Annotated in this window: 29 protein-coding genes and 1 tRNA gene; 9 read left to right on the forward strand and 21 right to left on the reverse strand. The window is 33.0% G+C overall.

Going from position 1 to position 26,685, the window contains the following annotated elements:
* Positions 1-36: 36 nt before the first annotated feature.
* The 8 genes from murD to mraZ form a co-directional block, all read right to left on the reverse strand.
* The gene (gene murD, locus LY08_RS08755) at positions 37-1,377 is read right to left on the reverse strand and encodes a UDP-N-acetylmuramoyl-L-alanine--D-glutamate ligase (RefSeq protein WP_111660078.1); all 1,341 of its coding nucleotides are present in this window, start codon (positions 1,375-1,377) and stop codon (positions 37-39) included.
* 3 nt (positions 1,378-1,380) lie between these two features.
* Positions 1,381-1,740 (reverse strand): four helix bundle protein, encoded by a 360-nt coding sequence (locus tag LY08_RS08760; protein ID WP_111660079.1) that lies wholly within the window; start codon positions 1,738-1,740, stop codon positions 1,381-1,383.
* Between the two features lie 40 nt (positions 1,741-1,780).
* Positions 1,781-3,013, reverse strand: coding sequence for a phospho-N-acetylmuramoyl-pentapeptide-transferase (gene mraY / locus LY08_RS08765; RefSeq protein WP_111660173.1), 1,233 nt, complete (start codon positions 3,011-3,013; stop codon positions 1,781-1,783).
* Positions 3,014-3,077: 64 nt separating this feature from the next.
* Positions 3,078-4,541: a UDP-N-acetylmuramoyl-L-alanyl-D-glutamate--2,6-diaminopimelate ligase gene (locus tag LY08_RS08770; RefSeq protein ID WP_111660080.1), complete on the reverse strand. Its 1,464-nt coding sequence runs from the start codon at positions 4,539-4,541 to the stop codon at positions 3,078-3,080.
* On the reverse strand, positions 4,538-6,490 hold the full coding sequence (locus LY08_RS08775) for a penicillin-binding protein (protein ID WP_111660081.1): 1,953 nt from the start codon (positions 6,488-6,490) through the stop codon (positions 4,538-4,540). Before LY08_RS08775 ends, LY08_RS08770 begins: the two co-directional genes overlap by 4 nt.
* A 66-nt stretch (positions 6,491-6,556) precedes the next feature.
* Positions 6,557-6,874 carry an FtsL-like putative cell division protein gene (locus LY08_RS08780; RefSeq protein WP_111660082.1) on the reverse strand — a complete coding sequence of 106 codons (318 nt, stop codon included), beginning with the start codon at positions 6,872-6,874 and terminating at the stop codon, positions 6,557-6,559.
* Between the two features lie 4 nt (positions 6,875-6,878).
* Positions 6,879-7,811, reverse strand: a complete 933-nt coding sequence (gene rsmH, locus LY08_RS08785) for a 16S rRNA (cytosine(1402)-N(4))-methyltransferase RsmH (RefSeq protein WP_111660083.1) — start codon at positions 7,809-7,811, stop codon at positions 6,879-6,881.
* Entirely contained in the window at positions 7,789-8,259 is a 471-nt protein-coding gene (gene mraZ, locus LY08_RS08790) for a division/cell wall cluster transcriptional repressor MraZ (protein WP_111660084.1), read from the reverse strand. Before mraZ ends, rsmH begins: the two co-directional genes overlap by 23 nt.
* 284 nt (positions 8,260-8,543) lie before the next feature.
* On the opposite strand from mraZ, the gene LY08_RS08795 reads away from it, so the two are divergent.
* Together LY08_RS08795 and yihA are read left to right on the forward strand one after the other, a co-directional pair.
* On the forward strand, positions 8,544-9,308 hold the full coding sequence (locus LY08_RS08795) for an alpha/beta fold hydrolase (protein WP_111660085.1): 765 nt from the start codon (positions 8,544-8,546) through the stop codon (positions 9,306-9,308).
* A 64-nt stretch (positions 9,309-9,372) separates the two neighbouring features.
* Positions 9,373-9,978, forward strand: a complete 606-nt coding sequence (gene yihA / locus LY08_RS08800; RefSeq protein WP_111660086.1) for a ribosome biogenesis GTP-binding protein YihA/YsxC — start codon at positions 9,373-9,375, stop codon at positions 9,976-9,978.
* 90 nt (positions 9,979-10,068) lie between these two features.
* On the opposite strand, the gene LY08_RS08805 is transcribed toward yihA, so the two are convergent.
* Both LY08_RS08805 and lipB read right to left on the reverse strand, forming a co-directional pair.
* The gene (locus tag LY08_RS08805; RefSeq protein ID WP_111660087.1) at positions 10,069-10,272 is read right to left on the reverse strand and encodes a hypothetical protein; all 204 of its coding nucleotides are present in this window, start codon (positions 10,270-10,272) and stop codon (positions 10,069-10,071) included.
* Positions 10,273-10,353: 81 nt separating this feature from the next.
* Entirely contained in the window at positions 10,354-11,055 is a 702-nt protein-coding gene (lipB, locus tag LY08_RS08810; RefSeq protein WP_111660088.1) for a lipoyl(octanoyl) transferase LipB, read from the reverse strand.
* 158 nt (positions 11,056-11,213) lie between these two features.
* On the opposite strand from lipB, the gene lysS reads away from it, so the two are divergent.
* From lysS to LY08_RS08825, 3 genes are all read left to right on the forward strand, one after another.
* Entirely contained in the window at positions 11,214-12,908 is a 1,695-nt protein-coding gene (gene lysS, locus LY08_RS08815; RefSeq protein WP_111660089.1) for a lysine--tRNA ligase, read from the forward strand.
* 184 nt (positions 12,909-13,092) lie between these two features.
* Positions 13,093-13,590, forward strand: a complete 498-nt coding sequence (locus LY08_RS08820) for a hypothetical protein (RefSeq protein WP_111660090.1) — start codon at positions 13,093-13,095, stop codon at positions 13,588-13,590.
* A 115-nt stretch (positions 13,591-13,705) separates the two neighbouring features.
* A complete protein-coding gene (locus LY08_RS08825) occupies positions 13,706-14,065 on the forward strand; it encodes a hypothetical protein (protein ID WP_111660091.1) in 360 nt (119 codons plus the stop codon).
* Positions 14,066-14,134: 69 nt separating this feature from the next.
* Here LY08_RS08825 and hemL read toward each other — a convergent pair whose 3' ends face one another.
* Genes hemL through LY08_RS08845 form a run of 4 tightly spaced genes read right to left on the reverse strand, consistent with a single transcriptional unit; the run spans position 14,135 to position 17,477 of the window.
* Entirely contained in the window at positions 14,135-15,412 is a 1,278-nt protein-coding gene (gene hemL, locus LY08_RS08830) for a glutamate-1-semialdehyde 2,1-aminomutase (RefSeq protein ID WP_111660092.1), read from the reverse strand.
* A gap of 6 nt (positions 15,413-15,418) precedes the next feature.
* Entirely contained in the window at positions 15,419-16,234 is an 816-nt protein-coding gene (locus LY08_RS08835) for a glucosaminidase domain-containing protein (RefSeq protein ID WP_111660093.1), read from the reverse strand.
* 3 nt (positions 16,235-16,237) lie between these two features.
* Positions 16,238-17,149: a 1-aminocyclopropane-1-carboxylate deaminase/D-cysteine desulfhydrase gene (locus LY08_RS08840; RefSeq protein WP_111660094.1), complete on the reverse strand. Its 912-nt coding sequence runs from the start codon at positions 17,147-17,149 to the stop codon at positions 16,238-16,240.
* Positions 17,139-17,477, reverse strand: a complete 339-nt coding sequence (locus tag LY08_RS08845) for a hypothetical protein (protein ID WP_111660174.1) — start codon at positions 17,475-17,477, stop codon at positions 17,139-17,141. The genes LY08_RS08840 and LY08_RS08845 overlap by 11 nt, the downstream gene beginning before the upstream one ends.
* Positions 17,478-17,524: 47 nt before the next feature.
* Here LY08_RS08845 and LY08_RS13515 point away from each other — a divergent pair, with 47 nt between their 5' ends.
* The 3 genes from LY08_RS13515 to LY08_RS08855 are packed head-to-tail and all read left to right on the forward strand — an operon-like array spanning position 17,525 to position 20,259.
* The gene (locus LY08_RS13515; protein WP_158526730.1) at positions 17,525-17,692 is read left to right on the forward strand and encodes a DUF5522 domain-containing protein; all 168 of its coding nucleotides are present in this window, start codon (positions 17,525-17,527) and stop codon (positions 17,690-17,692) included.
* A 14-nt stretch (positions 17,693-17,706) separates the two neighbouring features.
* A complete protein-coding gene (locus LY08_RS08850) occupies positions 17,707-19,692 on the forward strand; it encodes a urocanate hydratase (RefSeq protein ID WP_111660095.1) in 1,986 nt (661 codons plus the stop codon).
* Positions 19,693-19,704: 12 nt separating this feature from the next.
* Entirely contained in the window at positions 19,705-20,259 is a 555-nt protein-coding gene (locus LY08_RS08855; RefSeq protein WP_111660096.1) for a DUF4136 domain-containing protein, read from the forward strand.
* Between the two features lie 69 nt (positions 20,260-20,328).
* Here LY08_RS08855 and LY08_RS08860 read toward each other — a convergent pair whose 3' ends face one another.
* From LY08_RS08860 to LY08_RS08885, 6 genes are all read right to left on the reverse strand, one after another.
* A complete protein-coding gene (locus tag LY08_RS08860) occupies positions 20,329-20,571 on the reverse strand; it encodes a hypothetical protein (protein WP_111660097.1) in 243 nt (80 codons plus the stop codon).
* Positions 20,572-20,634: 63 nt separating this feature from the next.
* On the reverse strand, positions 20,635-20,964 hold the full coding sequence (locus LY08_RS08865; RefSeq protein WP_111660098.1) for a thermonuclease family protein: 330 nt from the start codon (positions 20,962-20,964) through the stop codon (positions 20,635-20,637).
* A gap of 117 nt (positions 20,965-21,081) precedes the next feature.
* Complete coding sequence (locus LY08_RS08870) at positions 21,082-23,391, reverse strand: M1 family metallopeptidase (protein ID WP_111660099.1); 2,310 nt, start codon at positions 23,389-23,391, stop codon at positions 21,082-21,084.
* Between the two features lie 63 nt (positions 23,392-23,454).
* Complete coding sequence (locus LY08_RS08875; RefSeq protein WP_111660100.1) at positions 23,455-23,955, reverse strand: DUF6702 family protein; 501 nt, start codon at positions 23,953-23,955, stop codon at positions 23,455-23,457.
* Between the two features lie 63 nt (positions 23,956-24,018).
* On the reverse strand, positions 24,019-24,816 hold the full coding sequence (locus tag LY08_RS08880) for a carboxypeptidase-like regulatory domain-containing protein (RefSeq protein ID WP_111660101.1): 798 nt from the start codon (positions 24,814-24,816) through the stop codon (positions 24,019-24,021).
* Positions 24,803-25,609: a carboxypeptidase-like regulatory domain-containing protein gene (locus tag LY08_RS08885; RefSeq protein WP_111660102.1), complete on the reverse strand. Its 807-nt coding sequence runs from the start codon at positions 25,607-25,609 to the stop codon at positions 24,803-24,805. Before LY08_RS08885 ends, LY08_RS08880 begins: the two co-directional genes overlap by 14 nt.
* A 109-nt stretch (positions 25,610-25,718) precedes the next feature.
* On the opposite strand from LY08_RS08885, the gene pepE reads away from it, so the two are divergent.
* Entirely contained in the window at positions 25,719-26,426 is a 708-nt protein-coding gene (gene pepE / locus LY08_RS08890) for a dipeptidase PepE (RefSeq protein WP_111660103.1), read from the forward strand.
* Positions 26,427-26,598: 172 nt separating this feature from the next.
* On the opposite strand, the gene LY08_RS08895 is transcribed toward pepE, so the two are convergent.
* Positions 26,599-26,671: transfer RNA gene (locus LY08_RS08895), tRNA-Gly, on the reverse strand.
* Between the last annotated feature and the right edge of the window lie 14 nt (positions 26,672-26,685).

Genomic DNA, 26,685 nt, shown 5'->3' on the forward strand with positions numbered 1-26,685 from the left:
TGGTGTTTAGACTATGCTCAAACACCACAATCAATTTTATAAATTTCTTACTGCTTCTTTAAATTGACGACCTCTATCTTCATAATTTTCAAATAAATCAAAACTTGCACATGCTGGAGAAAGCAACACATTATCTCCTGCTTCCGCAATTTTGTATGCTATTTTTACTGCCTCGCTCATAAACTGAGTTTCTACGATAATGTCAACCATTTTGCCAAAGCTTGCTATAAGCTTTTCATTATCTGTACCTAAACAGATGATTGCTTTAACCTTTTCGTTTATAAACGGAAACAACTCCTCGTAGTTATTACCTTTATCCACACCTCCAACAATCCAAACTGTTGGTGCTTCCATACTTTCTAGCGCAAAATACGTAGCATTAACATTGGTTGCTTTAGAGTCGTTTATGTATTGTACTTTATTAATTTTTAATACATTTTCTAATCGATGCTCTACTCCTTGAAAGTTTTCTAAACTTTCACGAATAGTTTGTTTTCTAATTTTAAGCAAATGTCCTACTGTTGATGCAGCCATTGCGTTTTTAATGTTGTGTTTACCCTCTAATGCGATGTTTTTTGTTGGCATAATTATCTGGTTATTATCTATGGTTATCTTAATATTATCTTGATCTAAATACGCTCCGTTTTCAATTGTTTTAGTTAGCGAAAACGGTAATAATGTAGATTGAATGGAATTGTTTTTTAGGTACTCTAAAATCACTTCATCATCCGCATCATAAATCAAATAATCGTCTTTGGTTTGATTTTGAACTATTCTGAATTTTGAAGCGATATAGTTTTCAAACTCATAATTGTAGCGATCTAAATGATCTGGAACAATATTAGTTATGATGGCTATTTTAGGATTAAAATCGAAACAACCATCTAATTGAAAACTGCTAATTTCTAACACATAATTATCAAAATCATGGTCCAAAACTTGCTTTGCAAAACTATCACCAATATTACCTGCTAAACCAACATCTAACTCTTGTTTTAACACGTGATGCGTTAACATAGATGTTGTGGTTTTACCATTACTTCCTGTAATGGCTACAATAGTAGCATTAGTATATTTTGAAGCAAATTCTATTTCAGAAATTACCGGAATACCCTTTTTTAAAAGCGCTTTTACCATAGGCACTTTATCTGGTATTCCTGGGCTTTTCATCACGACATTTGCATTTAAAATTTTAGCTTCTGTGTGCTGTTGGTCTTCCCATTCAATATTATTATTTATAAGAACGTTTTTATATTTTTCTTTTATTATTCCTTTGTCTGAAACAAAAACCTCATAGCCTTTTGCCTGTCCCAAAAGCGCTGTACCTACTCCACTTTCTCCACCACCCAATATGACTAATTTAGATTTACGACTCATGAATTACGATTTACGATTTCGTGTTCGCATTGTTTTTATTGATGCTACAACAATTGACAATAATTCATTCCCTTCTCCATGTAATCGTTTTATTTCTGCATGTTCTTTATCAGAAATTTCCATCATTAACTCAAGGAAATACATACTTTCATCAGCTTCCTCTTCTACAATTTTTAATTTATTAATGAAATCTGCATCAGACTTTGCTCTACAAGCTGCCCTATAATTAGCTCCAACAGAACTTGAACATCTTATTAGCTGATTACAATACGCATTATACTCTCTTGAAACCGGAAACTTGGCACACAAATTCCAACAGTCTGCTGCATATTTTCTTGTTCTTTTTTTTAATGCTTCTTTCATTATTCAATCCTAATTCTAAAATCGTATATCAAAAATCTGACTATCTTAATTTCAAGGTCACAATGGATAGTATGGCTAGAAAAATTCCAACAATCCAAAACCGTGTGACTATTTTACTTTCGTGATATCCTTTTTTCTGATAGTGATGGTGTAAAGGCGACATTAAAAATATACGTCGTCCTTCACCATACTTTTTTCTTGTATATTTAAAATAGGTAACTTGTATAATGACTGATAATGATTCTGCAAAGAAGATTCCGCATAGTAAAGGAATTAGTAATTCCTTTCTAACCGCAACTGCTATAACTGCAATCACACCACCAATAGTTAAACTTCCAGTATCACCCATAAATACTTGTGCTGGATAGGTATTGTACCATAAAAATCCAATGAGAGCTCCCACAAAAGCAGCTATAAATACTACCATTTCACCTAAACGAGGGATGAACATAACATTGAGATAATCTGAGAATACGATGTTTCCAGAAATGAAAGCAAAAATGGCTAATGCAAATACAATTATGGCAGAACTACCTGCTGCTAAACCATCTATTCCATCAGTTAGATTAGCTCCGTTAGATACTGCTGTTACAATAAAAATGACGATTGGGATAAAAACTAACCAAGCATATTTTGCATAATCATCTCCCATCCATGTTATTAAGTTTGAATAATCAAACTCGTTATTCTTTACAAAAGGAATGGTTGTTTTAAGCGATTGCTCTTCTACATTAAACTCTCTAGGTGAATTTTGAGTGATTAATTCGGTTTCATAAATTGGATTAATTTTTTCTGTCTTGATGGTGATTCCTGGATGAAAATACATGATTGCACCAACAAACAAGCCCAACCCAACTTGACCCATGACTTTAAATTTTCCGCTAAGACCAGCTTTATCTTTTTTAAATACTTTTATATAATCGTCTGTAAATCCAACCGCTCCCATCCAAAGCATGGTAACAATAAGCATAACCACATAAATGTTATCTAGCTTTGCTAATAACAACACAGGTATTAAGGTTGCTAGAATAATTATAATTCCACCCATGGTTGGTGTACCTGCTTTTTCTAACTGACCTTCTAGACCTAAATCCCTAACCGATTCTCCAACCTGTTTTTTCTGTAAAGCAACAATGATACGTTTACCGAAAATTGTAGAAAATAACAAGGATAATATGATTGCCAAAGCAGCTCTAAACGTGATGAATTGAAACACACTTGCGCCTGGAAATTGGTAGTTTTTTTCTAAAAATTCAAATAAGTAGTATAACATTTGTTGGTTTTTTAAATAGCACATCGACTAGCTCTGTGCGACATTTTCATTAGTTTACTTGTGTTTATTTCTGTAATTGTTTTAAAAATTCTTTTACAATTTTAAAATCATCAAAATCATGACGTTTACCCTTAACTTCTTGATAGGTTTCATGTCCTTTTCCTGCTATTAAAATGATGTCGTTAGGATCAGCTAATTGACAAGCTGTTTTAATAGCTTGTTTTCTATCTAAAATGGATATTGTTTTTTTAAAGTTTTGAGGCTCGACTCCCTTTTCTATATCTTCAATAATCGATTCCGGTTTTTCGCCTCTTGGATTGTCACTTGTAAAAATGACTTTAGTACTTAAAGCAGAAGCTATATGACCCATTTTTGGGCGTTTAGTAGCATCTCTGTCACCACCACAACCTACTACGGTAATAACTTCTTCATTTTTAGTTCTAATATCATTTATGGTTTCAAGCACATTTTGCAAGGCATCTGGTGTGTGTGCATAATCTACAATAGCAGTAATTTTCTGTTCAGAAATTAAAAACTGAAATCGTCCACTAACACTTTCTAGCTCACTAATTAATCTTAAAGTTTCTTCTTTTTCTAGACCAAGCAATTCTGCAGTAGCGAAAATGGCTAGAATATTATAAGCATTGAATGTGCCTATTAAACGCGCCCAAACTTCATTGTCATTTAGTTTTAATAACAAACCATTAAACTGGTTTTCTAAAATTTGAGCTTTGTAATCTGCAAAACTTTTTAAAGCATAAGTATATTGCTTTGCTTTAGTGTTTTGAAGCATCACACTTCCGTTTTTATCGTCTGCATTTGTTAGTGCAAACGCTGTTTTTGGTAACTCGTCAAAAAAGCGTTTTTTAACATCTCTATATTCTGCAAATGTGTCGTGATAATCTAAATGATCATGAGAGAGATTTGTAAAAATACCTCCTTCAAATTTTAATCCAAGTGTGCGGTTTTGATGAATCCCGTGAGAACTTACTTCCATAAAGCAGAATTCTACTCCTTCATCATTCATCATTTTCAAATATTGATTTATTGTCAATGAATCTGGCGTGGTATGCGTTGCTGGATATTCTGAATTATCTACCATAATTTTTACCGTAGATAATAATCCCACTTTATAACCCGCTTTTTTAAATAACTGATACAACAATGAAGCAATAGTGGTTTTACCATTAGTACCTGTTACACCAATTAGCTTTAAATTTTCAGATGGATTACCATAAAAATTTGCAGCCATTATTGCTAATGCACGACTAGAGTCATCCACTTGTATATAGGTTATTCCAGATTTTGTTTTATTAGGAAGTTGCTCGCAAACTACTGCAATAGCACCTTGTTTAATTGCATTTTCTATAAATTGATGTCCATCTGTAACACTTCCTTTTATAGCTACAAACACATCGTTAATAGCTACTTTACGAGAATTAAAATGAACATTACGCACTAAAATATTGGTGCTTCCAACTACTGCATCTAACGTTACCTTATATAATATGTCTTTTAATGAATTCACGAAGCTTCTAAAACTATGGTTTGATTATTTTTTAATTTGGTGTTTTTACTTACCGATTGACTTTTTACTGTTCCGACTCCTTGGCATTTCACATTAACTTTTACATTCATGTTTTCTAACAAAGCCAATGCATCCATAACTGGAAGACCAGTTACATCTGGCATAATGGTTTTATAAGTTCTTGCTAGGTTATAATACCCTTCGTATTCTTTTTCTACTGAAGCATCTTTAACCTGTAAGGAAGCCACTTGGTCAATTAATGGTGTGTCTGTAAATATTTTTTGAGCTATTTTTTTAAACACTGGTCCAGATACATCTGCACCATAAAACCCTTTTTTAATACTTGGTTTATGAATAATCACAATGCACGAATACTTAGGATTTTCTGAAGGAAAATAGCCTGCAAACGAAGAAATATACCTAGGGTTTTCTGCCCAATCCGCCATCCAATACTCCACTCTGGCAGTTCCAGTTTTTCCACTCATAGAAAAATAATCAGAGTATAATGACTTACCAGTCCCTCTAACCACTACGTTTTTAAGCATCTCTTTTGCTGCATTAAGTGTAGCGTCAGAACATATTTTATTATTAATTACTGTTTTTTCAAAAACTTCTATAGTTTGATCTAAATCTTTAACCTCTCTAATAAATCTAGGCTTTACCATAACACCATTATTAGCAATAGCGTTATAAAACGTCAATGTTTGTAACGGAGTAATTTTAAGGTTATACCCATAAGCTATAGATGGTAATGCATTTCTACTCCATAATTTATCACCAGGTTTTGGTAATACTGGAGCACCTTCGCCTTTAATAGATACTCCTAATTTTTTATCAAGATTCCAACTTCTTAAAATATCAAGAAAACGATTAGGGTCTTTTGCATAAGCATTATCAACAACCGTAGCTAATCCAATATTTGAAGACACCTCAAATGCTTTTGCAACTGATATTTTACCATGTCCACGCGAGTCTTTAATACCTCTTCCATAAAATACTTTATACCCATTTCCGGTATCTACAATATCTGATGTATCTATTTTTTTATCCTCTAAAGCAGCCATTAAAGCCATAAGTTTAAACGTAGAACCAGGTTCATGCGCTTCGTAAACTGCATAGTTTCTTTTTTCGTAATAATAACCAGCTTGTGTTTTTCCTAAATTAGAAATTGCTTTAATTTCACCAGTTTTAACATCCATAACCACTACTGTTCCATGCTCTGCCTCATACAATTCTAATTGCTCCAACAAAGCATGATGTGCTATATCCTGAATATTGACATCAATAGTTGTGTATACATCAAAACCATCTTTAGGCTCTACCTGATCATAGTCCAAAATAGGTTTCCATTGTCCTTTACCTATTTTTTGTTTTAAGCGCTTTCCGTCTTTCCCTCTTAAATAATCAACCCCAAAAGCTCCATCAATTCCTGCTCTGGTAACATTACCTTGGTCGTCCGTACGCTCGTACCCAATGGTACGTTGTGCGACTTCACCCAATGGATGCTCGCGTTTTACTTTTTGCTCTACTATAAGTCCACCTTTAAAAGCGCCAAGTTTTAACAATGGAAACTCTCTAAACTTTAAGTAATCCGAATACCCAATATTTTTCACTAAAGAGAAATAACGGTTTTTATTAGCACGTGCTTTTGCTAATTCCTTTTGATAATAATTAGAAGATTTACCTGTGTATTTAGCTAATGCATCACTAAGCGGTTTTAAATTAGCTTTGAAGTTTTTTTCTGATGGTGTTACAGCATCAAATAAAATATCATATTTTGGAATTGAAGTTGCCAACAGACTACCATCTGCAGAATACACATTACCTCTATTAGCAGGAATAACAACATCTTTTAATGTACGTTGATCCGCTAAGGCTCTGTACTTGTCTCCATGAACCAATTGGATAGTTAATAATTTTCCAACCACCAAAAGTCCGAAGATGAACATACATCCTGCGACAAAATACAATCTGTTTAATATGTTCTTTTCGTTAACTGACACGATTTTTTGAATTTAGCTTTGTGGTTTAACAATTATTTTTTTTGGCGGAATTACTGAAGGCGCCAACCCTTTTTCTTTCATTTTTTTAACTACTGACGATTCCATTTTAAGTTGCATCAACTTGGTTCTTCCATCATATAGTTGAGACCGCAATTCTTTGACTTGATTATTAAGTTTTGCTATCTCATGCACCTTTTTATCTAAACTGTGTGAGCTTGCAATCATAACCAGAGCTAAAGCTGAAATAAACAGAATAAGCCTCCAGTTTTTAAAGGAGTCTTCACTAACTAGGAATGTTCCTCTTAATATGCTGTAAATGCTTTTTTTCATAATTCTAGCTTTTGGCTTTTGGCTTTTGGCTATTTGCTTTCTCTGCTATTCTTAGTTTTGCACTACGTGCTCTGTTGTTTAATTTTATTTCTTCTTTAGTTGGCACTATTAGTCCACCAACTTTTTTTAATGGCACTTCAAAATGTCCAAACACATCACGTTCAGGCTCACCTTCAAACAACCCATTTCTTATAAACCGTTTAACTAATCTATCTTCTAGACTGTGATAAGAGATTAAACTTAATCGGCCTTTTGGTTTTAAAATTTCTGGTGTTTGTTGCAAAAACTCTTTTAACGCTTCAATTTCTTGATTAACCTCAATCCTTATAGCTTGATAGATTTGAGCTAATATTTTGTTTTCATGTTTTGGAGCTAAAAACTTTTGAAGCACTTTTTTAAGTTGCTCGCTGGTTTTTATAACTTCATTTTTACGATGTTCGACAATTAACCTTGCCATAGCTGGTGCTGCACGAAGCTCTCCATATTGAGACAACACCTGTCTTAGTTGCTCTTCTTCATATTCATTTACCACATGATAAGCAGATAACTGACTATTTTGATTCATGCGCATATCTAAATTGGCTTCAAATCGAGTTGAAAACCCACGTTCTGCGACATCAAACTGATGCGAGGACACCCCAAAATCTGCTAAAATCCCATCTACTTCTTTGACTCCATGAAAACGCAAAAAACGTTTGATATATCTAAAATTTTCATGAATAAGCGTAAATCTAGGATCGTCAATAGCATTATCAAGCGCATCTTTATCTTGGTCAAAAGCATATAGCTTTCCGTTTTCACCCAAACGATTTAAAATCTCTTGACTGTGCCCACCACCTCCAAAGGTGACATCTACATAAACGCCATCTTTTTTGATTGCTAAACCATCAACCGTTTCGTGTAATAATACTGGATTATGATATGCTGTCATCTCCATCGTCTTGACCCATTACCTCCTCTGCTAAATCTGCAAAATCAACTGTTGCATCATCAATAGCTTTTTCATACTTCGTTTTGTCCCAAATTTCTACAATATTCACAGCAGAAGACATTACGATATCTTTGGTTATAGAAGCAAAACCAACTAAGTCTTTTGGAATCAACAAACGTCCATTAGCATCTACCTCTACCATTTTTACACCAGCAGTAAACCTGCGGATAAAATCGTTATTCTTCTTTTTAAAACGGTTTAGCTTATTTACTTTTTGCATTAACGCATTCCACTCTTGCATAGGATACAATTCCAAGCATTCTTGGAAAACCGCGCGTTTTAACACAAAGCCATTTTGCAACTCTGGAGCCAACTGTTTTTTTAATGCAGCAGGTAGCATTAGCCTTCCTTTTGCATCTACTTTACATTCGTATGTTCCTATTAATGAGTTCAAAACCGTTTTTGCCTATCAAATTTTTGTAAAAATCAAATATATTGAAAATTTTACCACATTTTACCACATTTTACCACATTGTTAATAAGTATTCAAATTTTAACAGTTTATAGACGTATAAAAATCACTGAATGATTAGTAAAATCAATCACTAAAAGAGTTATCATCAAGTGGGAGTTGCTAGGGTTTTATTTCACTAAATAACAACAGAACAAAACAATTAAAATAGCTGTTTTTTAAATGAAATAGTTATATTTGCTTTTGATGTAAACTACTAACCATTAATGACGCGTACACTTAAAAAAGAAGGAAAATTCAACTACATAGAAGTTGGTGAAGGACAGCCAATAATAGTGCTTCATGGACTGATGGGAGGATTAAGTAATTTTAATGCAGTAACTACTTTTTTTAGTGATAAAGGTTACAAAGTAATTATTCCAGAATTGCCTATTTACAGTATGTCTTTATTAAAGACTAACGTTAAAGCGTTTGCAAAATACTTACATGATTTTATCGCTTTTAAAGAGTTGGATAATGTGGTTTTATTAGGTAATTCTTTAGGTGGTCACATAGGATTGTACCACACTAAAATGTTTCCAGACAAGGTGAAAGCTTTAGTAATTACTGGTAGCTCTGGATTGTATGAAAGTGCTATGGGAGGAGGATACACCAAGCGTAGTGATTATGAGGTGATAAAGAAAAAAGCTCAAGAAGTATTTTATGATCCTGCAATAGCAACTAAAGAGATTGTAGATGAAGTTTATGAAACCGTAAACGATAGACATAAGCTTATTAAAACTTTAGCAATTGCAAAAAGTGCTATTAGACATAATATGGCTAAAGATTTACCAAAAATGAATACTCCAACTTGTATTATTTGGGGAAAAAATGACGCTGTAACACCTCCAGAAGTTGCAGATGAATTTAATAGTTTATTACCAGACTCGGATTTGTTTTGGATTGATAAATGTGGGCATGCTGCTATGATGGAACATCCAGAAACCTTCAATCAAATTTTGTTAGATTGGTTTAAAAAAAGAAATATTTAGATTTTAAACAAACATCTAAATACTTATATAAAGTCCGTTGTCACGGAAATTAAAAACTTTATCCATGCATATTAAATCTGCTGAATTTGTTGTAAGCAACTCTGATGTTACCAAATGTCCAAAAGACCGTTTGCCAGAATACGCCTTTATTGGACGTAGTAATGTTGGTAAATCTTCTTTGATTAATATGTTGACTAGCAGAAAAAGTTTAGCTAAAACTTCAGGAAGACCAGGAAAAACACAATTAATTAATCATTTTTTAATAAATGACAATTGGTTCTTAGTAGATCTACCAGGATATGGTTATGCTAGAGTTTCTAAAAGCACCAAAAAAGTATTTCAAAAATTTATAACACAATACTTTGAACATCGCGAACAATTAGTTACTGCATTTGTTTTAGTTGATATAAGACACAAACCGCAACCTATTGATCAAGAGTTTATGCAATATTTAGGTGAAAGTGGCATTCCATTTTCTATTATATTCACCAAAGCAGATAAGCTAAGACCAAAAGCTATTGAAAACCATGTGGAAGCCTATAAAAACATCTTATTAGAAACCTGGGAAGAGATGCCAAATTACTTTATTACCTCTTCTAGTAAAGATATTGGTAAAGACGATGTTTTAAACTACATTGATGGACTTAATAATAGCATAGTAATTGACTAATCATTGACGTGTATTTAATTGCATCACGATTATTCAAAGCACTACACTAAATTGTAATTAGTATTTATTACAACACTACAGATGAAGCTCTTAAGATTTTTTACCTCCTAAAAACGCGACTATCAAAGCCACAACACCTAAACCAATTGTAATATAAGAGTTAGTATTATCTTGCGCTTCCATATTTAGAGGTCCAACACTTATTGCTGCTTCTGGAGCTACCATTGTATAAATTCCATAAATTAATAGTGCAATACCTGCAACCATTAATACCATTTTGATAGTTTTATTCATAAAAATTTAGTTTAGTTATTTTAGAAAGATAGTTAAATTTATTTAAAAAATAACTAAACACTTAATTATAAAACTTGTAATCTAATGCTCAAATTTGGCCTCAAACAGATGCGCAAAATGTTTCAAAATTTTAGCTTTAACCTCAGCTTCATCTACGGTTTTAATACCCAACTCAACATTTAAAGAAGTTACAGCTTTACCTCTTATTCCGCAAGGAATAATATTATCAAAATAACCCAAATTTGCATTTACATTTAGTGCAAACCCATGCATAGTAACCCATCTACTTGCACGTACACCCATAGCACAAATTTTTCTAGCAAATGGTGTCCCTACATCTAACCAAACACCTGTTTCACCATCACTTCTAGTGGCTTTCAAACCGTATTCTGCCAGGGTAAGAATGATGATTTCTTCTAAAAAACGTAAGTATTTATGGATATCTGTAAAAAAATTATCTAAATCTAATATTGGGTAGCCTACAATTTGTCCAGGACCATGATACGTAATATCACCTCCTCTATTAATTTTATAAAACGTAGCTCCTTTTTCTTTAAGTTGATTTTCGTCTAATAATAAATTAGACAAATCACCACTTTTACCTAAAGTGTAAACGTGTGGATGCTCTACAAACAAAAAATAATTATCGGTTTGTAATCCTGCAGCTTCACGTCTGTTTTTAATTTTAGTATCTAAAATACCTTTAAATAATTGCTCTTGGTAATCCCAAGTTTCTTTAAAGTCTTTGGTTCCTAAATCTTGTAATTTGATGCTTTTATTCATTCTAAAAATTAATGTAACAAAGATACAATTTATCTAAGCGATTCTCCAATAAAAGAAAACACAAACATCTTGTTAAACTCCTTTAAATTCTTCAATTTAATTGAAAAAATCGTAAATCAAATCGCTATATTTGTGCCTTTAAAATTTACAATAGTATTATGTCACAATTATCTGAGCAAGAGCTCGTACGAAGAGAAAAACTTGCAAAATTACGCGAGTTAGGTATCAACCCTTATCCAGCAGATTTATTTCCGGTTTCTGATAATTCAAATCAGATTAAACAGGACTTTAAAGAAGGCAAACAGGTTGTTATAGCCGGTCGTTTAATGTCTCGTCGTATACAAGGTAATGCTAGTTTTGCAGAATTACAAGATAGCGAAGGACGTATACAAGTGTATTTTAATAGAGACGAAATTTGTACAGGAGACGACAAAACCAAATACAATACTGTCTATAAAAAATTACTAGATATAGGTGATTTTATTGGTATTGAGGGTGAGTTGTTTACCACTAAAGTAGGTGAAAAAACGGTATTAGTTAAAGATTTTAAAGTATTAAGTAAAGCCTTAAAGCCATTACCTCAACCTCGTGTTGATGCAGATGGAAAAGTACACGATGCTTTTACAGATCCAGAACAACGTTACAGACAACGTTATGCAGATTTAGTAGTTAATCCTCATGTAAAAAATGTGTTTGTTAAGCGTACCAAGCTATTTAATGCCATGCGTGAGTTTTTTAATAAATCTGGATATTTTGAAGTCGAAACTCCAATTTTACAACCTATTCCTGGTGGTGCAGCAGCACGACCATTTGTAACGCACCATAACAGTTTAGATATTCCGTTATACATGCGTATTGCCAATGAGCTATACTTAAAACGATTGATTGTTGGTGGTTTTGAAGGTGTCTATGAGTTTTCTAAAAACTTCCGTAACGAAGGGATGGATAGAACACATAACCCAGAATTTACAGCAATGGAAATTTATGTAGCCTACAAAGACTACAATTGGATGATGGACTTTTGTGAGCAATTGTTAGAACATTGTGCAATTGCAGTAAATGGAACCTCAAAAGCTACTTTTGGAGAGCATGAAATAGACTTTAAAGCTCCTTACGCTAGAGTCACTATGGCGGATTCTATCAAGCATTTTACAGGGTTTGACATCACAGGTAAAACAGAAGCTGAAATTAGACAAGCTGCTAAAGACTTAGGTGTTGAAGTAGATGAAACAATGGGTAAAGGAAAATTGATTGATGAGATTTTTGGTGAAAAATGTGAAGGCAATTATATACAGCCTACATTTATTACCGACTATCCAAAAGAGATGAGTCCATTGTGTAAAGAGCATAGAGATAACCCAGAGTTAACAGAACGTTTTGAGTTAATGGTTTGTGGTAAAGAAATAGCTAATGCATACTCAGAACTTAACGACCCGATAGACCAACGTCAACGTTTTGAACACCAGTTAAAACTAGCTGCTAAAGGTGATGATGAAGCTACCGAGTTTATTGATCACGACTTTTTACGTGCATTAGAATATGGAATGCCACCAACTTCTGGAATGGGAATAGGTATGGACCGATTAATCATGTTTTTAACAAACAATCAGTCTATACAAGAAGTATTATTTTTCCCGCAAATGCGACCAGAGAAAAAAGCTATCCCAATGTCTGATGAAGAAAAAGCAGTATTTGCTATTATAAAAAATAACAACCCAATAGACCTAAATGAACTTAAAGGACAATCTGGTTTAAGCAATAAAAAATGGGATAAAACCATTAAAGGATTAACCAAACTTGGAGTTGCAAAAGTCAACAAGACTGAGGATGGCTTGTTTGTAGAGTTGGCTTAACACCTTTACTAGATTAATAAAAACTAATTATATAAATAGGAACTACAGAAATGTGGTTCCTATTTTTTTTTGATTTAATTTTAAGCTTTAAACTGTTAATTAAAAGCTAAATACATTACTATTATTAAACTATTACAAACTAATCAGGTCTTAGCAGTATATAAATTTTAAACAAATAATAAACATGAAACAATTAGTAATAGTAGCTTTAGCTTTAATCACTTTTCAAGCTAATGCACAAGACACCAAAGACCATAAAAGAGGAGATAGATCAGATCGTTTAGAAAAACGCATGGAATTAGAGCCTCAAGAAATGGCTGAATTACAAACTAAAAAAATGACCTTGCATTTAGATTTAACGGAAGCGCAACAAAAAAAGGTGATGGCATTAAATTTAGAAAATGCTAAAAAGCAAAAAGAAGCAATGAAAAAACGTCTTGAAGCAAAAGACGAAAAAACGAAGCCTACTAAAGAGGAAAAGTTAAAACGAATGAATGACAGATTAGACCAGCAAATAGCTACTAAGAAGAAAATGAAAGAGATTTTAACTGCAGAACAATATGAAAAATGGGAAAAGTCTCAAGTAAAAAGAGGAAACAGAAATGAAAAAATGAAACAAGGTGCTAAAAAAAGAATGGCGCACAAAAAAGAATTTGATAATAAAGAACGTAATGAAGATTAACCTATTATACGTTTAAAGGTAAAAAAGCACTGATAATCTATTCAGTGCTTTTTTATTTGTAATTATTAAACAAAAAGTGTTACTTTGATAGTATAATTAATTAACTCCTATAACAATGAAAAAAATATTTACGCTTTGCCTTTTTGTTTTTGGTTTCTTATTAGTCACCAACACTGCTCAAGCACAACAAAAATTTAGTGCAGAAGTTAATGAGGCTGCACAAACTAAAGCTGTTGAATTTGGTCGTTTTTTAAAGGCTGATCAAGCAACACAAGAATCTATATATACTGCATATCAAGAATTTTACGCTAAATCTGAAACTTTAAATAGTATGTTAAAAAAAGGAACTAGTGATTATGCTGATTTAGAAACAAAACTAAATCAACGATTACTATCTCAAATGGATGAAGCACTAACTGACGAACAATATGCTAAATATTTAGAATTAACAGATCAATCTGGCAATCAAGAGTAAATAATTAACACCTATAAAAAAAGCCGATTATATTTCTATAATCGGCTTTTTTATGTTTAAATATATTGATTAACTAAACACTGCTTCACAAGCTGCAATAGTTTTATCTAAATCTTCATAGGTTAAGGCATCATTTAAAAACCAACTTTCAAAAGCACTAGGTGCTAAATAAATTCCTTGATTAAGCATCCCATGAAAAAAGGTTTTAAAGGTATCATTATTACCTTTAGCAGCAGTTTCAAAATCGACCACATCATTGTCACAAAAATGTACTGAAATCATAGAACCTACTCTATTAATGGTATGCGTTATATTTCTTTTTTCTAATACTTCAGCAATTCCTTTATGTAAGTATTCGGTTTTTTTAGCCAAGCTTTCAAATACATTTCCATTATTAAGCTCTGTTAACATGGCTAATCCTGCTGCCATAGCTAAAGGGTTTCCGCTTAAAGTACCTGCTTGATATACTGGACCTAAAGGCGCTAAATGATTCATAATTTCTGCTCTAGCAGCAAACGCTCCAACTGGTAATCCGCCACCAATTACTTTTCCAAAGCACACAATATCTGCTTTAATATCTAATAACTCTTGCGCACCACCTTTAGACAATCTAAAACCTGTCATGACTTCATCAAAAACTAACAATATATTGTTAGCATCACATAAACTTCGTAAGCCTTCTAAAAATCCTTGTTTTGGAGGAATACAACCCATATTTCCAGCTACTGGCTCTATGATAATACAAGCTATTTCATTTTTATTAGCATTAATTAAAGCTTCTACATTATCCAAATCGTTATACTTTGCTAATAGGGTGTCTTTTGCTGTACCTTGGGTAACTCCTGGACTATTTGGTGTACCAAAGGTCACTGCTCCACTTCCTGCCTGTATTAAAAACGAATCTGAATGTCCATGATAACAACCAGCAAATTTGATGATTTTATCTTTTTTAGTGTATCCTCTTGCTAATCTAACAGCACTCATACAAGCTTCTGTCCCAGAGTTGACAAACCTAATTTTATCAATATTCGGAACCATTGATACTGCTAATTCTGCAATTTGAGTTTCAATTTGAGTGGGCATCCCAAAAGAGGTTCCTTTTTTTGCTTTATCTATTACAGCATCAACAACTGGTTTGTGTGCATGACCTAATATCATTGGTCCCCAAGACGCAATGTAATCTATTAATTGGTTTCCATCTTCGTCATACAAATAGGCTCCTTTGGCTTCTTTAACAAAAATTGGTGTTCCGCCTACTGCTTTAAATGCGCGTACTGGAGAATTGACACCTCCAGGAATAACTTGCTCTGCTTCTGCAAACAAAGCACTACTTCGTTTATAAATCATAAACTTTTAAAAATCTTTAGGAATTGGTTTTACATATAAAACTTGACCGATAAACAAATCGTTATTTTCAAGACCGTTTAACGACTTTAATTGATCAATTGAGATGTTGTATTTTTTTGATAACGAATACAAAGTATCCCCTTTTACAACAGTATGCTTATCGTTTGAAGTCGTTTGTTTACCTAAAACATCTGCATCAAAACGATATAATTGATAACGCTCTATCAAGCTAATTAATTTATCTGGATATTTTCTATCTGTTGCGTAGCCAGCAGCTCTTAGCTCTTTAGCCCAACCTTTGTAGTCATCTTTTTCTAATAAGAAAAGTTTAGCATATCGTTTGCGTTCTGTTAAGAACAACGAATGGTCTCTGAATGAGTATTTCGAGTTTTTATATTTTCTGAAACACTCTTGCGAGGCATCATCATCATGATAAATTTTTGCTCCTGTCCACTCATGACATTTAATACCAAAATGGTTGTTAGCTTCAACAGACAATCGTCCTTGACCAGAAGCAGATTCTAAAATACCTTGAGCTAGAGTAATGCTTGCAGGTATACCATAATTACGCATTTCGTCTTGTGCAATATCACTGTAAATAGCAATGTATTCTTCTGTTTTATTGGCGTAAACTTCTGGAGTTTCTTTTATTGTTTCTTCAACAATAACAGCTTCTTCTTTAGGAGTATCTCCTTTAGTTTGATTAGTGTTTTTGACAACTCTAACTGTTTTTTGTTTACTTTTTCTAGTGGTTACTTTTTTTGAAGACCCACAACTAACAATTAGAATGATTAAACTTAATATGGTAATTATTTTTTTCATTAATTATAAAATTAATTGTTGTTGTTTTTGCTTTAATCGCTTATTCATTCCTTCAATACCTTGCAAACCTCCAGTATGTATTGCTAATATTTTAGAATTAGGTTTGAAAAATTCTTTTTTTATTAAATCGAATATTCCAAATAGCATTTTTCCTGTGTACACTGGATCTAAAGCAATAGCATATTGTTGTTTAAACTGATTGATAAACGCAACCAGCTCTGTATTTATTTTAGCGTAACCACCAAAATGATAGTCCGTTATTAAATCCCAATTAGTTTGTGTTGCAAATTTACTAATATCTTGTTTTAAAAAGTCACCTTTTAAAGCCGAAAATCCCAAAACTTGTTGACTAGGTTTTGAACAATTTATTAATCCTGCAATTGTACCTCCTGTACCAACAGAGCTACAGATATAGCCAAAATCTAAGTCTGTAGGATTTAAGATTTCTTCGCAACCTTGAATAGCAAGAGGGTTAGTACCTCCTTCTGGTATTATAAAAAAGTCACCAAATTCCTGTTTTAATTTTTCTAAAAACGAGTCTGTAGATTTATATTTAAACTGATCTCTAGTAACAAATTTAAAGATCATACCACACGATTGTGCGTACTTAAGTGTTGGATTTTGATTGATTTTTGCTTCCAACTCTTCTCCTCTAATAACACCAATGGTTTTAAAGCCATATACACGACCAGCTTCTGCAGTTGCTGCAATGTGATTGGAATAAGCACCACCAAAAGTCAATAATGTTTGATGATTATTTTTTTCCGCGAAAGCGATATTATATTTTAATTTACGGTACTTATTTCCAGAAATTATTGGATGTATCAAGTCTTCACGTTTAAGATACAAAGACACAGAACTATCAAAAGGAAGTTCGATTTTTTGATTAACACTAAGTTCTGGCTTAAATTTCATGTGCGCTAATATACTTTAAAAATTGCCAAAATGGTCTGGATTTTAGATAGTCTAAATTGGCATCATTACAAAAGGCTTCACGCTCAAAACTGATATTTTTATAGGCTAAAAACCAATTTTTATGTTGAATATATCTTACTACAAACTCTAAACCATACCAGATATAAAATGGTAAAACAAGCAGCTCTATTTGTTGTTTTAAATGAATTTTTTCGTGATTAATTAATACAGCACTTTGCTTCAACCTTTTATTTTTAAGAAAAATAAAAGGAAAAATGGTCATTCCGGTATACCCCTTAGGGACTAAATATTTTGATACTATTATCATAGTTTTTACCATTCAAAATGTATTCCAATTTACGTTATCTTTGTGATATGAAGAAGATATTACCTATCGAAGAAGGCGATTTTTACCTGACACCAGAAGGCTATCGTTGTTTTACAGAACAATACCATTTAAAGCGTGGTTATTGTTGCGAAAGCGGTTGCAGACATTGTCCTTATGGCTATAATAAAAAAACAAATTCAGTAAAAAAAAAGTAAAGTCAGCATCTACTATGACATTTAAAGAACAAATATTAGAAGGTATTCCAGAACATTTACCTCAGCCAAAACCTTATGATGCATCAATCAATCATGCACCAAAACGCAAAGCCATTTTAAGTAAAGAAGAAGAAAAATTAGCTTTAAAAAATGCACTGCGTTATTTTGAAAAGAAACATCATAGCATCTTATTACTAGAGTTTAAAAACGAGCTAGACACTTATGGTCGTATTTATATGTATCGTTTTAGACCAGATTACAAAATGTATGCTAGACCAATTTCTGACTATCCTGCACAATCAAAACAGGCTGCAGCAATCATGTTAATGATACAGAATAATTTAGATTATGCAGTTGCGCAACACCCACACGAGCTGATTACATATGGTGGCAATGGTGGCGTGTTTTCTAATTGGGCACAATATCGATTAACCATGAAGTATTTGGCAGAGATGAATGACGAGCAAACTTTAGTTATGTACTCTGGACATCCAATGGGATTGTTCCCTAGTCATAAAGAAGCACCAAGAGTTGTGGTAACTAATGGTATGATGATACCCAATTATTCTAAACCAGACGATTGGGAAAAATTTAATGCATTAGGTGTCACGCAATATGGACAAATGACCGCAGGAAGCTACATGTATATTGGTCCGCAAGGGATTGTTCATGGTACTACAATTACGGTTTTAAACGGATTTAGAAAAATTAAAAAAGAACCAAAAGGTAACCTGTTTGTAACTTCTGGTTTAGGCGGAATGTCTGGCGCGCAGCCTAAAGCAGGTAATATTGCTGGTTGTATTACTGTTTGTGCAGAGGTTAATCCAAAAATTACACAAGTCCGTTTGGACCAAGGATGGATTGATGAAAAGATTACTGATTTAAATGAATTAGTTGCAAGAGTTAAACAGGCTAAAGTCGAAAAAGAAACGGTATCGATTGCCTACTTAGGAAACATTGTAGACGTTTGGGAAACTTTTGATAAAGAAAATATCCACATAGATTTAGGAAGCGATCAAACGTCATTACACAATCCTTGGGCTGGTGGTTATTATCCAGTTGGATTATCTTTTGAAGAGTCTAATACCATGATGGCAAACAACCCTGAATTATTTAAAGAGAACGTTCAGGAAAGTTTACGCAGACATGCATCTGCTATAAATAAACATACCGCAAAAGGGACTTACTTTTTTGATTATGGTAACGCGTTTTTACTGGAAGCTTCACGTGCTGGTGCAGATATCATGGCAGACAATGGTATAGATTTTAAATACCCAAGTTATGTACAAGACATCATGGGACCTATGTGTTTTGATTATGGGTTTGGACCATTTAGATGGGTTTGTGCTTCTGGAAAACCAGAAGATTTAGCAAAAACAGATGAAATTGCTTGTACTGTTTTAGAAGAAATAAAACAACATTCGCCTAAAGAAATCCAGCAACAAATGGCTGATAATATCCAATGGATTAAAGGTGCACAAGAGAATAAATTAGTAGTTGGCTCTCAAGCTAGAATATTATACGCAGATGCTGAAGGACGCATGAAAATTGCTGAAGCTTTTAATGAAGCAATTGCCAATGGAGATATTGATACAGTTATTTTAGGTAGAGACCATCATGATGTTTCTGGAACAGATAGTCCGTATCGTGAAACTTCAAATATTTATGATGGCTCACGCTTTACCGCAGATATGGCTATACATAATGTTATTGGAGACAGCTTTAGAGGTGCTACTTGGGTGAGTATTCACAATGGTGGTGGTGTTGGTTGGGGAGAAGTTATTAACGGTGGATTTGGTATGGTTCTTGATGGTAGTAAAGAGGCATCAAAGAGATTAAAATCCATGTTGTTTTGGGATGTTAATAATGGAATTTCAAGACGAAGTTGGGCAAGAAACGAAGAAGCTATTTTTGCTATTAAACGTGCTATGCAAGCAGAACCTGATTTAAAGGTTACGCTACCCAATCTAGTTGATGACGATTTATTGAATTCAATCTAAAAAAATAAAACTATGAGAAAAATTATCAAACTTTTACCCATTGTGTTAGTGGCAATTGTCCTAACATCATGTAGTTCTGTTAAAGTAGCTGCAGATTATGATAAAGCTGTTCAGTTTGACAACTACAAGACCTTTGCTTTTTTTAAATCGGGAATTGACAAAGCAGAAATTAGCGATTTAGATAAACGTAGAATTCTACGTGCTATTGAAGCCGAATTGATGGCTAAAGGTTACACAAAATCTGAAAACCCTGATTTGTTAGTTAGTATTTTTACTAAATCTAATCAACGTGTCAACATATACAACAACGCCTGGGGAATGGGTGCTTGGGGTTGGGGAGGCGGATTTGGACCTGGTTGGGGTTGGGGTTGGAACAACCAACCTAATGTCACAACCTCTGTACAAGGCATGCTATTTATAGACCTAATTGATGCAGATAAAAAAGAACTAGTATGGCAAGGTCAAGGTACTGGTTACCTATCTAAAAATATAGACAAAAAAGAAGCTAGAATTAAAGAGTTTGTGTCTAAAATTATGGAAAAATACCCTCCTGGAATGGACAATTAAAATAGTATAGATGAAAATAAAAAGCGACTTAATTAAGTCGCTTTTTTTATTTGTAAATGGTTTAAAAAATTAATCGTCAGTGTCTACTTTAATCTTAGTTTCACCATCCTCTTCTTTAATTTTCACCTCTTTGTCTTCGGTTTCCATTTTTATTTTAGTTTCATCACCATCTTTTTTAACTTTGATGTCTGCGCCTTCCGCTTTCATCTCGTCAATTAACTCTTCTTTTTCTGTTTTCTTTTCTTCTCTACATGAAGTAAAAGATGCACCTAGAAATAATGCGCATAAAGCAATTGCAAGTGTTTTTCTCATTGTGTAAAATTTTAGTTAGTGTTTAATGATGTTAATATAAAAATTTCTGTTTTAAAGACGTGTTTATAGCAAATAAGGTTGTGCATGTCCATTATCTACCAACCATTGGTTAAGTTCTAACCCATCTTCTAAAATAATGTTTGCTAAATAGCGCCCATATTTTCCTTGTTTGTCTTTGTAAGAGCGTATGGTGACTTCTTTATCTAAAATCATACTTCTAACTATATCTCTAACTTTTTTACCCTCTTCTTTTTCTACTCCTCTTAGTTCTGGTGTATCTATTCCGTAAAGTCGTAGTTTCATTTCTTGAAAATGTAAAAATCCTAAATCAACCACTGCAGTGACCGTATCACCATCATAAACATCTATTATTTTAGCTTTGTACGTGTACATAAATTAGTCGTTTTAATAGTCTTAAAGCTACAAATTAATTTACAATACTCATGAAAAAGCAATAAAAAACCCTTAAAACAAATGTTTTAAGGGTTTAAATATTTTATAAAAACTTGATTAGTTTTTATTGTTCTTAAAGTTTTCAAACTCGTTAGCTTTTTCTTCTCTTGGCCAAGAGTTATTAGAAGTATCCACATCTGCAGTCTCTAATTTAGGGTCTACAGTAATACTAACTATTTCTTTTTCTGAAGCTATTGCTTTACTTACCTCTTTATCATTAAGTCTCCAAATTTGTGCAGGATACGTTTCTGTTTTAGACGTTCCGTCAGCATAGGTATACTCAACAATAATAGGCATCACTAAACCTCCTGGTTTATCAAAGGTTACGTTATAAAAGTACTTAGGCTCTTTTAGGTTTTTTTGTTCTTCTGGCGTGAAATTATCCATAATATACTCTTTTAAAGTTGTAGAGCTTTCCATTAAACTTTTAGTTTTCATGTCTTCTTTAAAGTCTTCACTTCCTTCTTCAACCATATACACTAAAGGTGGTAAATCACTAAGACTCATTCCTCTTTGTGCTACCATGTCTTTAATTTCTTTATTAGGCTCGCTAGACACGTAATATTTCTTTACGTCTTTAATACCTATATCAACATAGTCTGTTGTGTAAAACCATCCTCTCCAGAACCAATCTAAATCAAATGCAGATGCATCTTCCATAGTTCTAAAAAAGTCTTCTGGAGTTGGGTGTTTAAACATCCAACGTTGAGAATATTCTCTAAACGCATAGTCAAACAACTCGCGTCCCATTACTGTTTCTCGTAAAATATTAAGAGCAGTTCCAGGTTTTCCGTATGCATTGTTACCAAACTGATAGGTATTTAAACCTTTTGTCATAATTGGAGCAATATAGTCTTGATCGCCTCCCATGTAATTAACAATGTTAGCTGCTGGTCCACGACGTGAAGGATACTTATCCATCCCTTCTGAAAGACAATCTGGATACCATTCTGCAAAATCTTGTTCTGCTACGTATTGCACAAAAGTGTTTAAACCTTCATCCATCCAAGTCCATTGACGCTCGTCACTATTAACAATCATAGGGAAGAAATTATGTCCTACTTCATGAATAATTACAGACATCATACCGTATTTAACACGGTCACTATAATTACCATCTTCATCAGGACGTCCATAATTCCAGCAAATCATTGGGTATTCCATACCTTGATTTTTGGCATGCACAGAGATTGCTTTGTGGTAAGGATAATCAAAGGTCATACGTGAGTAAGACTTTAACGTACTTGCTACTGCTTTAGTTGACCACTCTTCCCATAATGGGTTACCTTCTTTAGGGTACATAGATACAGCCATAACATCTTTGTTTCCTATCTTAACAGCCATCATGTCCCAAATAAATTTACGAGAGGTTGCAAACCCAAAGTCACGTACATTCTCTGCATATAACTTCCATGTTTTTTTCTTAGTCGATCTTTGTTTTTCTGCTGCTTCTGCTTCTGCTTGTGTCACAATTAAAACAGGCTCATCATAAGATTTTTTTGCTTGTTCGTAACGCTTCATCATCTCTTTAGAAAAGACTTCTTTTCTATTAGTTAGTTTTCCTGTTGCATCTAAAATATGATCTGCAGGAACAGTAATATTTACTTCAAAATTACCAAATGGTAAAGCAAACTCGTCACGACCCCAAAATTGTGAGTTCTGCCATCCTTCTACATCATTATATACTGCCATTCTAGGATAGAATTGTGCAATAACGTATGCTCTGTTATCATCTTCAGGAAAATACTCGTATCCAGAACGTCCACGTCCATTGACGTGATCATTAATATTGTACCACCATTTAATTGAGAAAACAAATTGCTCTCCAGGTTTTAAAGCAGTGGGTAATTCTACACGCATCATTGTACGATTAATCATATGTGGTAATGCACGACCTTTACTATCTGTAACAGCTTCTATATTAAATCCTCCATCAAAACCATCTGTCATATAACTATCTGTAAAAGACGATATTTGTTGTGCTGGTGCAACTCCGCTACCTTGAATTAAAGGTGTTTTAGAATCTCTTGCACGCATGTTTTGATCTAATTGTACCCAAAGATATTTTAGATTGTCTGGCGAATTATTAGTGTACGTTATTGTCTCGAAACCGTACAATTTAGCATTTTCATCATCTAGCTCGATGTCCATTTTATAATCTGCTTGTTGCTGATAATAAGCTGGTCCTGGAGCACCTGATGCAGTTCTAAACATGTTTGGAGTAGAAAACTCGTCATACAACTGTTTAAACTTATTGTTGTTAGTGTGACCTGGTTGGCGTTCTTTTTTTTCTTCAGTTTGGTCTTGTGCAAATGCACTTACAGACACGAATAAAGCTGAAAGAAATAAATACTTTAGTTTTTTCATTGTGAGTGTTTGTTACTTTAAGGACGTGAATTTAACAAAAATTAACGTTGTAAAAAGCGTTTGTTAAAAGTTTAACAAACCTTTATCGTTCTCTGGAATTAAAACAAAAGTTTTGTGTTTACCATTAATTTTTGTTCTTACAATGTTTTTTTGATCGTCAAAAACATCGTAAAGCACTTTGTTTTGTATTTGAAAATTTTTGATGGACGAGATGTTTTCTATTTCTAGATAACAATGCATGATATCGTCATCATATTTTTTACCTATAAACGTTAAAACTTTTGGTTGATTATTTATAGATATTGTTATTTTATTAAGCAGGTATTTTTCAATGTAAGTGTCAATTGTTAATTCGTCTTCATTGTTATTTAATGTGATTGTTTCATCATAACGCTGACGTAATAACTTTTCAAAATCATCCACAAAAATTCTTGATATAATTTGTAACGATTGTTTGTCTTTTACATATTCTATTTGCGTTATACTAACATAATATTTGTGTACAGTAGTAAACGAGAATAATGTAAATAGAAATATAAACAGTGTGTATTTAAGTGCTTTCATTAAAAATTTTATAGGATTACAAATCTAATGGATTACTGTCAAAAAGCATTCCAATTAATTAGTTTAATCTTGTTCTTGAAGGTTTTTATTGTATTGGTCTAATTTCTTTTTAAAAAAAGCTAAAGCATCTAAGTTGCTTTTACTACAAACACCTCTAAAATCTTTATCTTCCTGTACAAAATAAAAAAATTCTGCGTGATACTTTACATCAAGCGGATTGGATGCAAAAAAATCTGCAGCTAAATCGTTTTTAAGTCTTGTTAATAAGGCATCGTCATTTTCAAGCTTCACAATTTCTTTAAGTTTTTTTGTACGTCCACTAATCGCATTCATGATAGGATTTAAAGGGATATTACCAGACAACATCCCAAGTAACACATCCTTGACATTTAATTCGCCTGCTTCAAACAAGCGTCTTTCTGCTTGCGTTTTTTGTTTTCCTTTATATCCAGGAATGCCAACATCATAAAAATTAATATCTGGTTTAGTATTAGAATTTAATATATCATCTTCTAAATTTCCTGATAAGGGTTCAACCAGAAATACCTCATCCAACTCATTTGTTAGTATCTCTAAAAAAACATTTACTGTTTTTGAAGATATCTCTTCAGAATTAACAACTTTTACTAAGGTTTTGTATTGTACTGCTGTAAAAATAATGGTATCATTTACTTTAGCTTTTATAGTAAATTTACCTTCTTTGTTGGAGGTTGCATTAGTAAGAGATGTTTTGTTTAAAATATGAATATTTTCTACATCATCATCACCAGAAATTGTACCAGATAACTCTACTGTTTGTGCCTGCAATACGTGAGACACCAATGCTAAACCAATAATTAATAGATACTTAATCTTTTTCAACTACTGGCTTTAAAAATTCTTGACTTTGTTTGTGTAGGTACTCTATAAGTTGCATTTCTTTACCGTTTTCAAGTAATTTAGTGTCAAAATCATTAGTTTCTACATATGCTATAAAGGCTTCAACCTTTTCTTCTGGAATTTTAAAATTAACGGTAAAATATTCATGTGTATAAGTATCACCTAAAGAGGTAACTTCTTCAACCTTAGAATTGGAAGTTGTTTTGTTGTCTTTCTTTTTAAACAATAAACCTACCAAACCACCTAAAATTGCCATACCATTTGCTTGGTAACGTATTCTATCGTTTTGGCTCATAGCTGCTAGGTTTTCTACTTTACTATATTGGTCATTAGAAAACTCATACAAACTAATATCATCCACCCCAAAATAAATAGCATCTAGATTTGGATTAAATGTCTCGACATTGGCTACATCTTCTTTTAAAACACCTGTTAAATCATAAGAAAGTATAACAACCTCGTCTAACTTATTGACTTGTTCTACTAAGTAGACATTCATTTGTTTTGAGTCAATAACATCTTGTGCTACAGCTACATTAAAATCTTTAAACTGTAAAGCAGACACATTAATTTTATCATTTAACATGGCTTTGATAGTAAATTCTCCGTTTTCATCTGTTACAGTACCTTTATTAGAAGATAAATTATAAACGGTTATACCTTCCAAATCTGGAGAGGCAACTATAATTTTACCTTTAATCTCTACTCTAGTCGAATCTTGAGCATTAACAAATGTAAAGGCTAGTAAAAAAATGGCAATAAGGTATGATTTCATGATGGTTGATTTTAAGTAAATTAATAACTTTTAGTCTTAATTTTTATCTAAAGCCTGTATAATCTTTTGTTAAAAGCTATGATTACTTAAATTTACAAAAACTAAACCTATGAAGCAATTATTAATTGCAAGTACTTCCACCCTACATTCTGGTGGTTATTTAGAGTATATTTTGGATGCGTTACCACTTCATTTTAAAAACGCAAATGAAATAATTTTTATTCCGTTCGCTAGACCAAGTGGAATTTCTCATGACGATTATACTAAAAAAGCAGCTGAAGCTTTTAAAAAAATAAATATTAAAGTAAAAGGGTTACATGAGTTTGACAACCCAAAAGAGGCTATTAAAAACGCAAAAGGAATTTTTACTGGTGGCGGAAACACTTTTGTTTTAGTCAAAGCACTTTACAAATTTGACATTATTGAAACACTTAAAACCGCTATTAATAGTGGTACACCTTATTTAGGCACAAGTGCAGGAAGCAATATTTGTGGTTTAACCATGTGCACCACTAACGATATGCCTATAGTGTATCCGCCAAGTTTTAAAACCCTAGGATTAGTACCATTTAATATTAATCCGCATTACTTAGATCCAGATCCAACTAGTAAACATATGGGTGAAACTAGAGAAACTAGGATTAAAGAGTTTCATCAATTTAACACCCAACCTGTTGTTGGATTACGTGAAGGAAGTTGGATAGAAGTAAAAGGAGCCTCTATACAGCTTAAAGGGGCTTTACAAGCTAGAATTTTTGAGTATAACAATGAGCCTTATGAAATTGAAACTGGTACGTATTTAAATGAATTAAAATAAAAAAGCTTCATCTTTGAAGATGAAGCTTTTAGTGCGAGAGACCAGGTTGTAATTCGTTGGAGTTTATCTTGAGCGAAGCCGAAAGGCTCAGTATAAACTTCTCACCTTAAATCTAAAAACTATTTAAATTTATTATATAAAAAAACCTCATCGTTTTAAATGAGGCTTTTAGAGCGAGAGACCAGGTTCGAACTGGCGACATTCAGCTTGGAAGGCTGACGCTCTACCAACTGAGCTACTCTCGCATTTCCGTTGGCAA

The organism is Olleya aquimaris, from assembly GCF_003259525.1.
In the GTDB taxonomy this organism is placed as follows: Bacteria; Bacteroidota; Bacteroidia; order Flavobacteriales; family Flavobacteriaceae; genus Olleya; species Olleya aquimaris.